Origin of the sequence: Bacillus sp. DB-2, assembly GCF_003315125.1 — a bacterium.
Taxonomy (GTDB): domain Bacteria; phylum Bacillota; class Bacilli; order Bacillales; family Bacillaceae_G; genus Bacillus_A; species Bacillus_A mycoides.
Genome location: NZ_QNRN01000003.1, coordinates 153,139 through 167,788, shown reverse-complemented (window position 1 = coordinate 167,788; position 14,650 = coordinate 153,139). Strand labels below are relative to the sequence as shown.

At 35.6% G+C, this 14,650-nt stretch carries 7 protein-coding genes; 3 read left to right on the top strand and 4 right to left on the bottom strand.

Annotated features, from left to right (window positions below; all coding sequences use genetic code 11):
• A complete protein-coding gene (locus tag DET63_RS06300) occupies nucleotides 1–324 on the top strand; it encodes a bacillolysin (protein WP_113936177.1) in 324 nt (107 codons plus the stop codon).
• Nucleotides 325–336: 12 nt separating this feature from the next.
• On the opposite strand, the gene DET63_RS06295 is transcribed toward DET63_RS06300, so the two are convergent.
• From DET63_RS06295 to DET63_RS06280, 4 genes are read right to left on the bottom strand one after another with little or no spacing between them, the layout of a single operon-like run.
• A complete protein-coding gene (locus DET63_RS06295; RefSeq protein WP_002089785.1) occupies nucleotides 337–939 on the bottom strand; it encodes a response regulator transcription factor in 603 nt (200 codons plus the stop codon).
• A complete protein-coding gene (locus DET63_RS06290; RefSeq protein ID WP_113936176.1) occupies nucleotides 936–2,066 on the bottom strand; it encodes a sensor histidine kinase in 1,131 nt (376 codons plus the stop codon). The genes DET63_RS06295 and DET63_RS06290 overlap by 4 nt, the downstream gene beginning before the upstream one ends.
• Nucleotides 2,067–2,801, bottom strand: a complete 735-nt coding sequence (locus DET63_RS06285; protein WP_113936175.1) for an ABC transporter permease — start codon at nucleotides 2,799–2,801, stop codon at nucleotides 2,067–2,069. It lies immediately after the preceding gene.
• Nucleotides 2,798–3,700 carry an ABC transporter ATP-binding protein gene (locus DET63_RS06280; RefSeq protein WP_016102315.1) on the bottom strand — a complete coding sequence of 301 codons (903 nt, stop codon included), beginning with the start codon at nucleotides 3,698–3,700 and terminating at the stop codon, nucleotides 2,798–2,800. The genes DET63_RS06285 and DET63_RS06280 overlap by 4 nt, the downstream gene beginning before the upstream one ends.
• Before the next feature lie 157 nt (nucleotides 3,701–3,857).
• Here DET63_RS06280 and map point away from each other — a divergent pair, with 157 nt between their 5' ends.
• Nucleotides 3,858–4,652 (top strand): type I methionyl aminopeptidase, encoded by a 795-nt coding sequence (map, locus tag DET63_RS06275; RefSeq protein WP_080001788.1) that lies wholly within the window; start codon nucleotides 3,858–3,860, stop codon nucleotides 4,650–4,652.
• A gap of 722 nt (nucleotides 4,653–5,374) precedes the next feature.
• Nucleotides 5,375–14,650: SpaA isopeptide-forming pilin-related protein (locus DET63_RS06270; RefSeq protein ID WP_258550629.1), on the top strand; the 9,276-nt coding region annotated here is incomplete at its 3' end.

Sequence of the window (14,650 nt, the reverse complement as noted above, 5' to 3'; positions counted from 1 at the left end):
ATGAATGTAGATTCCCAACCTACAAATAAAGAAACAAAAGAAAGTCAAACCGAAGTTCGCCTTGCACAAACTTACGAAAATTATAAAGTATATGGCCAAGATCTTATTGTAAAAGTAGATAAAAATGGAGTAATTACAACTGTTAGTGGTAAAGTTGTCCAAAATTTAGACCAACAACTTAATCTTACTATAACAAATTTTTTGTCGAAAAATGAAGTAAAATCTAAATTACGCGATATACTTCAAATTCTGAGCGATGCGACTGCGACGAAACTTTCTGTTGAAATACTTGTTTATAAGAAAAAAGAAGTTTACCACTCGTAGGTAAACTTCTTTTCATATCCATCCCTTTTCTTCCGCAATTGTAATTGCCTCAATTCTATTTTTCGCTTCCAGTTTTGCTAATACTTCCGAAATATAATTACGCACTGTACCAGGCGAAAGATAGAGCATCTTAGCAATTTCATTTGTAGTCTTTCCTTCTTTCGCAAGTACCAGCACTTCTTTTTCACGATCTGATAGCGGATTTTGTTCCTGCCATAAGCCAAACATTAGCTCCTGCGAAATTTCTCGCTTCCCTTTCATGACATTTCGAATTGCTGAAGCTAAGTCCTCGCTTGGGCTATCCTTTAATAAATACCCGTGAACACCAGTTTTCATTGCCCGTTCAAAATAACCAGGACGCGCAAATGTTGTTAAAATCATTACTTTACAAGGTGACTTTTCCTTCTTCAGCGCTTCAGCAACATCTAAACCACTTTGAATCGGCATTTCAATATCCATAATACTTATATCAGGCCTTAGCGATTCGATTAATTTTAACGCTTCTTCACCATTCGCAGCTTGCCCAACTACTTCAATATCATCTTCCAGATCAAGCAGGGCTCCTAATGCACCACGAAGCATTCGTTGATCTTCTGCAATAATAATTCGAATCATGCCCTCACCTCATCTTTTCCTGTTCTAATTACAATTGGAACTTTCACCGTTAACAGTGTCCCTGGATTGATCGTATCCAGTTCAACTACTCCATCAATAAGGGAAATCCGCTCCTTCATACCACGAATACCGTTTCCATCATGATTTTGCTCCTCTAAACCGACGCCATTATCTTCTACTTTCAAAATCAACTCACCTTGTGATTCTAATATAGAAACTGTACATGCCTTTGCCTTACTATGCTTCACGACATTCGTAACTGCCTCACGTAAACACATACCTAAAATATTTTGTTCAATTGGTGATAACGAGCTAGAATTAGCCTCCTGCTTTACTTCTAATTCAATATTGGCAGCTTGCAAAATCGCTTTTATTTGCTCAAGTTCTTCTTCCACTGTAATCATACGCATATCAGAAATTAATTCTCTCAGCTGTTTTAAAGCGGTGCGAGATGTTTGTGTAATTTCCTTCGCTTCCATACTTGCACGATCTGGATTTTTCACAATTAACTTCTCCACGAGCTGACTTTTCAAAGTAATAAGAGATAATGTGTGTCCTAACGTGTCATGAAGATCTCTTGCAATTCGCTGCCGTTCCTCACGTTTTACTAAGTCTTTAATTTGTTCGTTTGCTTCGTTTAGTTGATTTTTTAACATCTTTTTCTGATTAAAATTACGCATTCCAAATGGCGTAAGAAGCATTAAAATAAACATCGGAACGATATTCACTAAACTCGGGATTGTTAGTTGATTAACATTTATAAATATAAAAGCCCCAAGCATTACAACTAATAAACATAACAACACACGAAATGCCTTCTTACTTGGCGCAAATCCCATCGCACTTGCCGTAAAAAAGCCAAAGAATATCATGAAAGGATTATAAAATACGGCAAATAAACAGGTTAGTATCATTTGAATACACGCCCACAACACGAACGTCCTCTGAACAAAATAAAGTTGACGGTATGTGATAATGAAAACTATCAACATACCGATCCCTATTACAAGCTTCCATCCCGATACTTGTGTTAAATTATAAATTGGAAATAATAAATACACTAACCACATATATGGGAAGAAACCCATGTGTTTCGGAAAAAACTCAAACCTCTTCTTCTCTATCATTTATACCGCTTCCTGTCTCTTTCTTATATATATTGATACTACAACAAATATAAAGAAATAACCTCCTAGTACTGCGATATTTTCCCATCCAATTGATTTTCCAGCTACAATATCCCATGCCCCGCTACCAAAATGATATGTTGGTGTCCATTCACCGATAGATCTTAATACTTTTGGGAATACTTCAATTGGCATCCATAATCCGCCAATTACTGCTAGACTCATATTTAAAATATTCGCTAATCCAGCTGCTGCATCCGCCTTCTTAATTGAACCTATTACTGTTCCAAGGGCTAAAAATGGTGTCACGCCTAATAATAACCATAATCCTGCACCAATCCATTGGCCTATCGTTAACTCAACATTATTAATTAATATTCCTGCCATAAAAATAACTAAGATTGAAAAAGCATTCACTACTGTTTGAGCAATAATTTTAGCTGCTAAATATGCGCCCTCTGGAAGCGGTGTAATTTTTAACAAATGTGTCCATCCTTGCCCTTTTTCCTGAGAAAGTCTCACACCGAAACTAAAAAGGGCAGTCCCTACAATACTGAAAGTCGCCATTGAAATTAAATAATGTGCTTTCCATGCATCTCCGTTTTGCGGGACTTGAATAACATTTGTAAAGATGTAATAAAACATAACTGGCATTAATAATGAGAAAAAGATGAATAATTTATTGCGGAACGTACGTAAAACCTCTATTTTACATTGCATCCATAATGCTCTCATGCGATTCCCTCCTTCTGATTTGCAACAAACTGTTCAAATGCTTCATCTAGGCTTCCACGTTCAACTGAAACGTCTGTTACAGGTAGATTCCTCTGATAAATTGCTTGTAAAGTGGCATCTGTATCTTCCGTCGTTAAAGTGAAGCGCCCTTCATTTGACTGTACTTCTGTTACATGCGGTAATTCCTTTAGTAAACTCTTAGGAATTTTCTCTTTCGAATAAAACGAGATTGTTTTTCGAGAAATCGTCGCTTTCATCTCATCTGGTGTGCCATCTGCGATAATCTTTCCGTTCGCAAATAATAAAATTCGATCTGCTAGCGCATCCGCTTCTTCTAAATAATGTGTTGTTAAAATAATCGTTTTCCCTTCACTTGCTAATTTTCTAATCGTTTCCCAAAACGTTTTTCGAGATGTTATGTCCATCCCTACAGTTGGTTCATCTAAAAATAACAATTCTGGATTCCCTGCAAGTGCCAGCGCAAAATTTAACCTTCTTTTTTGACCGCCCGATAATTTCTCACACCTTTGCTTTCTTTCTGGTTCTAAGTTTGACAACTGCAGTAATATTTCTTTCTCTACGGGATTCGTATAATAACTACGGAATAACTCAATTGCCTCTTCTACCGTGATACTATCAATGACACTTACTTCTTGTAGCATCGCACCGAGGCTATTACGAACATCTCTATGCTTCGGACTCTTTCCAAATATAGAGACATTCCCCTCTGTCGGATCTTTTAATCCGAGCATCATTGAAATTGTCGTTGTTTTCCCCGCACCATTTGGACCGAGTAATGCTACTATTTGCCCTTTATTTACATGAAATGAAACGTTATTTACTGCTTTTTTATGTTTAAATGTTTTAGAAACACCATTTACTTCAATAATCTTTTCCATCTCTCCACCCCCGCCGTTTCTTATATTTACATTGTATGATCTGGAAAAGTTAGGAAACAGTATGATGCGTCATGACATCAATATGACAATTGTCATGTATTCTTTATGAGAGGAATCAACCCGCATACCGCACGCGAGTAGCAGTACAAAAATAAACATGATACAATCGGATAAGACATATATTCGAGGAAGGACAGTGGTTTTCATGATTATTCGTAATGAACAAGATTTAGAAGGTTTACGAAAAATCGGCCGCATCGTTGCACTTGCACGCGAAGAAATGAAAAAGCAAGCGAAGCCAGGTATGACAACGAAAGAGCTTGATTTAATTGGTAAAAAAGTATTAGATGAGCACGGTGCTATTTCAGCGCCTGAAAAAGAATATAAATTCCCAGGTGTAACTTGCATTAGTGTAAACGAAGAAGTTGCTCACGGCATTCCAAGCGATCGCGTATTAAAAGAAGGCGATTTAGTAAACGTAGACGTATCAGCAGCACTTGACGGATATTATGCAGATACAGGTATCTCATTTGTTCTTGGCGACGATGAAGAAAAAGAAAAACTTTGCCAAGCAGCAGTAGACTCATTTTGGGAAGCAATGAAAAAAGTAAAAGCTGGCTCAAAACAAAATCAAATTGGTCGTGCTGTTTCTAACTTTGCACATAAAAGTGGATATAACGTTATTCAAAACTTAACTGGTCACGGCATTGGTCTTAGCTTACACGAAGCCCCAAATCACATCTTAAGCTACTATGATCCAATGGATAATGCCCTTCTAAAAGACGGCCTTGTTATCGCTGTAGAACCATTCATCTCTATGAAAGCTGATCATATTATTGAGCGCGGTGATGATGGTTGGACATTCGTTACACCAGATAAAAGCCTTGTTGCACAATGTGAACATACAGTTGTCGTAACACGCGGTGAACCGATTATTTTAACAGAAATATAAAAAAGAACCGCTTCTTAGTAGGAAGCGGTTCTTTTTTATGCTCTTTTGAAAAGAAGTAATACGGTTGAACTCTTTTTCATTTACGTATATAATTTTTAACGAAGGTTATTGATGATTATCTCTCATAAAAGATGATCAAGGGAGTACCTTCTTTTTTTTATTTAATAGCACCGATTAAAGGAATGCGTTCTATTTATCATAAAACGCTTTCTTCGCTTTAATCTACGAATTGTATACTCTTTTAGACAGTACATATTTTCTTCATCCTGACCAAATTCAAGCTACATTTTATTACTACCTCAATACGAAAGAATTTTTTACAATGGATACATTATTTTGGTTAGCATATATCGTAAAACTTACCTTTATAACGATTCTTTGCACATTGCAGAGCATGAATCAAAAAATAGTGTACGCATCTCACTGCATATTTTTTGCATACACCTATTTTATGAAGATCCACTCAAACAGTCATACCCTATAAAGGTCTGATATCATTCCTTATCAGTATTTCACTCGACATTTTTTGTCGAAATTTGTATATCCACTCCCTATATTATTAGGATATACATTTCGTTTTACGTTACAAAGCATCGAATATGGACACTTTCCTAAAGAGTATACGTAGTAAAGGAGGCATCACGTAAAGCACATTGATCCATGACAAACAATCTCTTCACAAAGCATTTTTATGCAATAAAAGGATCCATAGAGGAGGCACAATGAAAAAACTTTTCAATATATGTTTAATTGTATTCGTACTATTTTCGCAGCTTGCTAGTTTTCCATACAATCAAGTAAAAGCAGAAATATTAACAGGGAATTCATTATTTGACACTGTTGAAATGAAAGATGCAACAAATCATATTATTGACGAAGCATTAAATCCTAAAAACTTAATACAAGTAGGATCAACCATTCACCTAGAATATGCTTGGTCAATAAAAGATCATCAAACAGACTCAACGGTGCTCCAAATACCTAACACATTAAAAATTAAAAGTAATCAACAAGGAAATCTGATGGCAGATCAGCAAATTATTGGTCAATATTTTGTTACAGCAAACGATAACAAAATGAAACTAGTATTTAACGATCAAGTAAAAGATTCCAAAGGTGCTAGCGGAAAAATCAATTTTGATACAGTATTCAATCCAGATTTAAAACCTGGTGCAAAATCTGTTCAACTCTCGTTCCCTCTAGGTACAACAGCTAAGTCTATTTCAGTTCCTGTTCAAGTAGATAATCCAACTTCACCTACTACGAATAAGGATACCGTCCAACAACCTACGGAAGAGCAAAAGAATGGCGACACTCAGCAACCTGTGGAAGAGCAAAAAAATGGTGATGCTCAGCAACCTGCGGTAGAGCAAAAGAATGGCGACGCAGAGCAACCTGCGGTAGAGCAAAAGAATGGCGACGCAGAGCAACCTGCGGTAGAGCAAAAAAACGGTGACGCTCAAAAACCTGTAGAAGAGCAAAAGAACGGCGATGCTCAGCAACCTGTGGAAGAGCAAAAAAATGATGATGCTCAAAAACCTGTAGAAGAGCAAAAAAACGGTGACGCTCAAAAACCTGTAGAAGAGCAAAAGAATGGCGATGCAGAGCAACCTGCGGTAGAGCAAAAGAATGGCGATGCAGAGCAACCTGCGGTAGAGCAAAAGAATGGCGATGCAGAGCAACCTACGGTAGAGCAAAAGAATGGCGATGCAGAGCAACCTACGGAGAATCCTGGTGATAACACAACAGGGCAACCTGTTGAGAATTCAGATCCATCACCTAAGCAAATTACAGAAAATATTTTAACAAGTGTCACACTAACAGATAAAGACGGTAAGCCATTTAATAATACGGATAATCGTCCAAGTCCAGATTCTATTACCAAAATCAATTTTACATGGGAAGTTTTAAAATCGCTGAACGTCAAAGAAGGTGATTACTTTACTTTCCAGCTCCCAGAATACTTTATTGTCCACAATACCATTACACAAGATTTAATAGATGGAAAAGGACATACGATTGGATCATTCGTTGTTACGCCTGATGGAAAAGTAACGATGACTTTTAATGAATATGTTGAAGAGCATCCTGATATAGCTGGTCATTTAAACATTCGTACGGAGTTTAATGAAGTAAAAATTACAGGGACTACAGAAAAACAAATCCCATTCCCTATTAAAGAAAAAGAAGTTGTTATTGAACTTGATTTCAAACCTAAAGTAACAAAATCTATAGATAAAAAAGGTGTACCTGATAGACCAATTAATACGAATCAAATTAATTGGAAAGTAGAAATGAACAAGACGAAAGATAAGCTTACAAATGCCGTCTTTCAAGATGACATTCCAAATGGGACTAGTCTCAAAGAAGATTCTATTAAGGTTTACTATTTAGAAGTAGATATTAACGGGAAAACAACTCGTGGTGCAGAAGTTCCTAAGGAAGAATATGAACTTACTTCATCCTCTAATAAATTAAATATTGCTTTTAAAAAGGAAACGAATAAAGCATATGAAATTGAATATGCGACAAAGATTACAGATGAAAGTGTTACTAGTTTCAAAAACAATGCAAAAGTATCTAGTGATAATCAAGATAGTGTATCAACAAATGCAACTGTAACTGTTTCACGTGGTACGCATCTAAAGAAAGATAGTAAGTACAACCCAAAAACACAAACAATCGAATGGACAATCACTTATAACGGTGACCAGAGAGATATTAAAAAAGCTGATGCTCTTTTAAAAGATGTTTTGGATAAATCTCATAAAGTTGATAAAAATTCTATCGTAGTAAAAAACGCTTCTTATGATGATACAGGGAAACTTGTTACAGGTGACAATGCCACAAACTTTACTGTAAAAGAAACCGATGAGGGATTTGATTTACAGTTTACTGAAGATATTAATAGTGCCTATGTGATTACTTATACATCGAAAGCTACGAATGATGTCATAAAAGATGGCGAAATCGAAAATAAGATTATTGCAGATGGTAAATGGAATAAAACAAACAAAGTTACGTTAAAACAACAAAACATCATAAAGAAACATAATAAAAATGCAGGCGATACAGATTACAATGCGAAAACAACAAAATGGACAATTGTTGTAAATGATAACAAATATGTGTTAAACGATGCTGTTATCAAGGATACATTTGACTTTGGTGGTCTAACGTTACAGGAAAATAGTTTCAAGATTACTGACGGATCAAATGAACTTAAATTAGGGATTGATTACACACTTCATGTAACTGATAAGGGATTCGAAGTGAAGCTAGCTGGTATTTACAAGTCTAATATGGATAAAACTTTAACTATCACATACACAACAGACTTTAATTACGAGAATCTATCCAAAGAGAAGGATAATAAATCATTCAAAAATACAGCAAATTTATCATGGATAGATATAAATGGGGACGATAAAAATAGTTCATCCGATGATACATTCAATCCTGACGGCTATACAAAAGGAAACGGATTTAAATACGGTTCTTACAATGCCCAAACGAAAGAAATTAAATGGGACATTGGATTTAACTATAATAATAGAACGATTAAGGATCCTTCTATTGTTGACGTATTAAGAGATAACCAAAAATTAATACCGGAATCTATTGAAGTTCGACATATGAAATTAACTGGTGGTGCACATGGATTTGAATTAGGTGATCCTGTTCCATCTAGCGAATATACGATAGAAACTCCAACAAAAGATAACAACAATACATTAACGGTTCATTTTAAAAACGAAATTAATTCTGCGTATTATATTAGTTTTAAAACTTCACTCGCAGGCGAACAAATTAATAAACGCTACGATAATTATGCCGATTTAAAAGATGGATCGAAAACTGTTACTACTATCCATGGTGCATTCGAGATTACCAACGGTGGTAGCGGTGTTACGAAAACAGCGAAACAAAATGACAAGCATATTGATTGGAGCATTTCTATTAACGCAAGTCAGTCAACTATTGAAAATGCTGTCGTAACAGATGACCCAACTGATAATCAAATTCTCGATGAAAAGTCTTTCCATCTATATCCGACAACGGTAGCCGTAGATGGAACTTTAACAAAAGATACAGCAAATGAATTAAAAGAAGGAACAGACTATAAACTCAAAGTAACAACAGACAACGATACGGGGAAACAACAGTTTAAAGTTGAATTCCTTCATACCATTGATCGGGCTTATATTTTAGAATACCGTACACTCATTAATGCAGACCATAATGAAAAGGTAAGTAATAAAGCGACGATTACTGGTCATCGTTTAACATTAACGAAAACTGAAGATGTTAAAGTAGTTGAAGTTAAAGTATCTTCTGGATCTGGAGGTGGTTCTGCTAGTAAAGGACGCGGAAGCCTTCAAATTATAAAGGTTGATGATAAAGATAAAAAAGTACCATTAGCCGGAGCAGAATTTACTTTATATGATCAAACAGGTACAACCGCTATTCGACCAATTACAACAGGTGATGACGGTGTCGCTAAGTTTAACAACCTACGACGTGATAAATATTTAATTAAAGAAACGAAAGCACCTAAAGGTTATGTAATTAGTAAAGAATTAAAAGAAGGTATACTTGTTGAACTAGGTTCAAAAGAAATTACAACTTATACCCTTACAAATAAGAAGTTTGTCGGGAAAGTAGTACTTACAAAAACTGATGCTCACAGTAGGGAAAAACTTGAACATGCTGTTTTCTCTTTACTGGATCAAAATAAACAGGTCATTCCTGAACATAAAAAATTAACAACAAATGATAAAGGACAAATTACTGTAGATAATTTAAAACCAGGAACTTACTACTTACAAGAAACAACAGCTCCTGAGCATTATACATTAGACAGTAAACCTATTACATTTACAATCAAAGAAGATCAAACGACAGTAGTAAACCGAACTGCAACAAATAGTTTAATTCCAGGATCGGCTATTTTAACAAAAGTCGATAAAGATGGAAAAACCTTAGCAGGTGCAGAATTCAGTGTAAGAGACCGAAATAACACAAAAATTCCTGGATATGAAAAATTAACGACAAATGATCAAGGACAAATCGAAGCAAAAGATCTACGTCCTGGAAAGTACCAATTTGTCGAAGAGAAAGCACCTGAGCATTACACATTAGACAAAACACCTATTTTATTTGAAATTGAAAAAAGCCAAAAGAAAGCAACTACTGTTACAGCGACCAATCACTTAATTAAAGGTGGTGTTACTTTAACAAAAGTTGATGATATCGATGGCTCTGCCCTTGAAGGCGCAGTATTTAAAATTGTTGATGCGAATGACGATAAAAAGGTAATTCGCGAAAATTTAAAAACAGGTTCAGACGGTAAAGTAACTGTTAAAGATTTAGAACCGGGTACGTATAAGTTTATTGAAACAAGTGCCCCTAAGGATTATGTATTAAATACAACTCCTATTGAGTTCACAATCGATAAGAGTCAATCAGCTTTCGTCACTGTTACGGCAAAAAACAGTTTAAAAACGGGCGAAGTTGAATTATTAAAAGTTGATGAATTTGGTGAGAAAAAACCTCTAAAAGGTGCAGTATTTAAAATTGTTGATGCGAATAACAATGAAGTTCGCACCGACTTAACTACAGATGCTAACGGAAAATTGAAAGCTGATAAACTACGTCCTGGCACATATCAGTTTATTGAAACACAAGCGCCTGAGCATTATAATTTGCGCACAAAATCTATTGAGTTCAAAATTGATAGAAGTCAAAAAGAGCCTATACTTGTGACCGCTGAAAATACTTTGAAACCAGGAGATGTCGAACTAACAAAAGTTGATGATATCGATGGTACCGCTCTTGAAGGCGCAGTATTTAAAATTGTTGATGCGAATGACGATAAAAAGGTAATTCGTACAGACTTAAAAACAGGTTCGGACGGTAAAGTTGTCGCTACTGGCTTACGCCCTGGCGATTATAAATTTATCGAAGTAACAGCACCGAAGTATTACGATAAGAATACAAATGCGATTAAATTCACGATTACAGAAAGTCAAACAACTAAGACCTTCGTTACTGCTAAAAATAGCTTAACAAAAGGCGGTATTGAATTAACAAAAGTAAATGCTGCAGATGAAAAGGAAACACTTGAAGGTGCAGTATTTAAAATTGTGAATATGGATACTAATGAAGATGTTCGTGCGGACCTTGTTACGAATAGTAAAGGAATGCTAGTTGTAGATGACTTACGTCCTGGTAACTATAAACTTATCGAAACAAAGGCTCCAACTTATTACGATGTAAATGTAGAACCAATTGAATTTACAATCGAAAAAGGACAACAAAAACTTCTTCCACTTACATTTAAAAATAGTTTAACGAAAGGAAAAGTTAAACTAATTAAAGAAGATGATGTGGACAGCAAAATAGCTCTTGCCGGTGCGGTATTCAAATTACAAGACGCAAACGGTACAGAAATTGCAAAAGATTTAAAAACAGATGATTATGGAGTACTAGTTATTCCTGATTTAGCACCAGGGGATTATCAATTTATTGAAACAGAAGCCCCTGCACATTATAAATTAGATCAAACACCTATTAAGTTCACGATTAAAAAAGGTAGCAAGGAAGATCTTCCTATCCCTGTTACTGTAAAAAATAGTTTACTTACAGGTGGCGTCACTTTAACAAAAGTAGATGACGTTGATGGCACTACACTTGAAGGTGCGGAATTTATAATCGTTGACGCTCATGACACTAAAAAGGTAATTCGCAAAGGCTTAACGACTGATGAGAACGGTATAGTTACCGCTTCTGATTTACGTCCGGGAGATTATCAATTTATTGAAGTAAAAGCTCCAAAAGACTATGACTTAAGCAAAAACCCTATTCCGTTCACTATCGGAAAAAGTCAAAAAGAAAATATTACCGTTACTGCTAAAAACAGCTTAACGAAAGGTGCTGTCACCTTAACAAAAATCGATGACATCGATCGTACGATGCTGAAAGGCGCAATCTTTAAAATCGTTGACATGGACGGTAAGGAAGTTCATACAAACCTTGTTACAGATGACAATGGCGAAATTTCTGTTTCTGATTTACGTCCGGGAGACTATCAATTTATTGAAACAAAGGCTCCTGAGCACTATGTATTAGACGAAACACCGATTCCATTTACAATTGAAAGAAGTCAAACGAAAAAGATTACTGTTACAGGTAAAAACACTTTAACAAAAGGTAGCGTTGAATTAACTAAAATTGACGATATTGATATCGATACAAAACTTGCTAACGCTGTATTTAATTTATTAGATGCAGACGGAGAACTAGTTGAAGAAGGCTTAAAAACAAATGATGAAGGAAAAATTGTTGTTGAAAATCTACGTCCTGGTACGTATCAATTCGTGGAAACAATAGCTCCTGAACATTACGATTTAAATAAAAAACCTATCGAATTTACAATTAAGAAAAGCCAAACTGAAATTCTTCATGTTACAGCTAAAAATGCTCTAACAAAAGGTGCAGTGGAACTTTCTAAAGTAGATAACATCGATGACACTACCCTTGAAGGTGCAGTATTTAACATTGTTGATATGAATGGTACTGTAATTCATAAAGACCTTGTTACAAATAGTAAAGGGAAGATCGAAATTAACGACCTACGTCCTGGTGATTACCAATTCATCGAAACAGAAGCTCCTAAGCATTACGTTTTAGATGAAACGCCTATTGGTTTCACTATTGAAAAAGGACAGACAAAAGCTATTTCTTTAACTGCTAAAAATAGTTTAAAACAAGGTAGTATCGAATTAATTAAAGTTGATGATTTAAACGATCAAACAAAACTTGCCGATGCTGTATTTAATTTACTAGATCAAAATGGCAAAGTACTTAAAACAGATTTAAAAACAAATGGTGAAGGAAAAATTGTTGTTGAAAACTTACGTCCTGGTACGTATCAATTTGTCGAAACAACGGCTCCTAAACATTATGATTTAGACAAAAAGCCTATTGTAGTTACAGTTGAGAAAAGCCAGAAAGATATTGCTACTGTTACTATGAAAAATAGTTTAACAAAAGGCGGCGTTGAACTTACTAAAGTGGATGACATCGATGGCTCTACTCTTGAAGGCGCAGTATTTAACATTGTTGATATGAATGGTACTGTAATTCGCGAGAATCTTACTACAAATTCACAAGGTAAAATTAGCGTTTCTGACCTGCGTCCTGGTGATTATCAATTCATCGAGACAACGGCTCCGAAACACTACGATTTAAATAAAGAACCGATTCCTTTCACTATCGAAAAAGGACAAGCTGAACCTATTTCTGTTACTGCTAAAAATAGTTTAACGAAAGGTGCGGTAGAGCTTTCTAAAGTGGATGATATTGATGGTACTGTCCTTAAAGGTGCTGTATTTAAAATTGTTGATATGAACGGTAATGATGTTCGCACTGATCTTACGACAGATGCATATGGTAAAGTTGCTGTTCCTGATTTACGTCCGGGAGACTACCAGTTTATTGAAACGAAAGCTCCTGAACACTATAAATTAAATGATACACCAATTAAATTTACAGTTAAGAAAAGCCAAACAGAACAGCTGCAAGTTACTGCTACTAACAGCTTAACTGAAGGTGCGGTAGAGTTAATTAAAGTTGATGATATAAATCCAGATACAAAACTTTCTGATGCGGTATTTAACATCATTGATGCGAAAGGTAAAGTTGTTCGCACGAATTTAACTACTGATGAACACGGGAAAGTTTCTGCTTCCAATTTACGACCGGGAGATTATCAATTCGTAGAAACGACAGCTCCTAAAGATTATGATTTAAATAAAACACCGATTCCTTTCACTATCGAGAAAAGCCAATCAACTCAAGTTTCTGTTACTGCTAAAAATGGCTTAACAAAGGGTGGCGTGGAATTAACGAAAGTTGACTCTTTAGATGCGAAAGAAACGCTGGAAGGTGCGGTATTTAAAATTACTGATATGAACGGTAACGACATTCGTACGAATTTAGTTACCAATAAAGATGGAAAAATCATCGCTAAAGACTTACAACCTGGAGACTATCAATTTATTGAAACGAAAGCTCCGAAACATTATGACTTAAATGAAGAACCGATTAAGTTCACAATTGAAAGAAGTCAAACAAAACATGTCTACGTTACAGCTACGAACAGCTTAACGAAAGGTAGTGTGGAGTTAATTAAAGTTGACGATGTTGAAGAAAACACAACACTTGAAGGTGCTGTATTTAAAATTGTTAATAAGGATGGACACGACGTCCGTACTGATTTAACTACTGATAAAAACGGCCGTTTAGTTGTGGATGAATTACCACCAGGAGACTATGAGTTTATCGAAACAAAAGCTCCTAATCACTATGACTTAAACGAAACACCTATTAAGTTCACAGTTAAAAAAGGACAAGAACAAATCGCTTCCGTTACTGCTACGAATAGCTTAACAAAAGGCGCTGTGGAACTTTCCAAAGTGGATGACGTTGACGGTTCTGTCCTTAAAGGTGCAGTATTTAAAATCGTTGATATGAACGGAAAAGACGTCCGTTCTGATTTAACTACTGATAAAAATGGAAAAATCTCTGTTTCTGATTTACGTCCGGGAGACTATCAGTTCGTTGAAACGAAAGCTCCTCTGCATTACGACTTAAATCAAAATCCTATCAAGTTTACTGTTGAAAAGAGTCAAGCTGCTAACGCTTCTGTTACTGCTACTAATAGCTTAACTAAAGGTTCAGTCGAACTAATTAAGCTTGACGACGTTGACAGCTCTACTCTTGAAGGTGCTATCTTTAAAATCGTTGATCAAAACGGCAATGATGTTCGTTCTGATTTAACTACTAATAAAGATGGAAAAATTTCTGTTTCTGATTTACGTCCTGGGGACTATCAATTCGTTGAAACAAAGGCTCCTACTCATTACGACTTAAATCAAAACCCTATCAAGTTTACTGTTGAAAAGAGTCAAACGGCTAAAGCTTCTGTTACTGCT

What these genes read in the sequence shown, in the direction of transcription:
- DET63_RS06300 (WP_113936177.1), top strand. Translation starts at nt 1, where the DNA reads ATGAATGTAGATTCCCAACCTACAAATAAAGAAACAAAAGAAAGTCAA.
- DET63_RS06295 (WP_002089785.1), bottom strand. Translation starts at nt 939, where the DNA reads ATGATTCGAATTATTATTGCAGAAGATCAACGAATGCTTCGTGGTGCA.
- DET63_RS06290 (WP_113936176.1), bottom strand. Translation starts at nt 2,066, where the DNA reads ATGATAGAGAAGAAGAGGTTTGAGTTTTTTCCGAAACACATGGGTTTC.
- DET63_RS06285 (WP_113936175.1), bottom strand. Translation starts at nt 2,801, where the DNA reads ATGAGAGCATTATGGATGCAATGTAAAATAGAGGTTTTACGTACGTTC.
- DET63_RS06280 (WP_016102315.1), bottom strand. Translation starts at nt 3,700, where the DNA reads ATGGAAAAGATTATTGAAGTAAATGGTGTTTCTAAAACATTTAAACAT.
- map (WP_080001788.1), top strand. Translation starts at nt 3,858, where the DNA reads ATGATACAATCGGATAAGACATATATTCGAGGAAGGACAGTGGTTTTC.